Raw genomic sequence first — 445 nt, 5'->3', positions numbered from 1 at the left:
ACCGTGGCGTCGGTGAGCACCGTGTCGGTGTTCTCGACGGCGCTGGTGGGCATGGCTCTCTTCTACGAGGGTGAGGCGACGGCGGACGTCGACCTGAACGACTCGGGTGTGTGGGTGACGAAGACGTCGGCCGGGTTGCTGGGTCGGTTCAACTACGAGTCGCAGGCGTTGGACGGGACCCTGAACGCGGGTAGTGCGTCGTTCGACGTGCAGCAGGACGCGGGTCGGGTGCTGCTGGACGACGCGGGCACGGGGTCGGCGTCGCCGGTGGACGTGGCGCACCTGAAGCTGTCGGGTCAGGTGCGGTTGCCGGCGGGTGCGCAGGTGGCCTCGGGGGGTGCGACGACGGCGGTCCTGGACGGCGAGGAGGGGCTGTTGTGGGTCCTGCCGTTCGACGGGGCGACGTCGTTCGACGCCGAGGAGCTCGAGCCCACCGCCGAGGTCG

At 70.6% G+C, this 445-nt stretch carries 1 protein-coding gene; it reads left to right on the top strand.

Features of this window, described 5'->3' with window-relative positions; all coding sequences use genetic code 11:
* Nucleotides 1-12: 12 nt before the first annotated feature.
* The coding region (locus GJV82_RS19270; protein WP_155100341.1) for a hypothetical protein at nucleotides 13-445 on the top strand (433 nt) is incomplete at its 3' end.

This window comes from Cellulosimicrobium composti, assembly GCF_009711085.1.
Classification (GTDB): Bacteria; Actinomycetota; Actinomycetes; order Actinomycetales; family Cellulomonadaceae; genus Cellulosimicrobium; species Cellulosimicrobium composti.
This window is presented reverse-complemented; position numbering and strand designations above follow the sequence as displayed.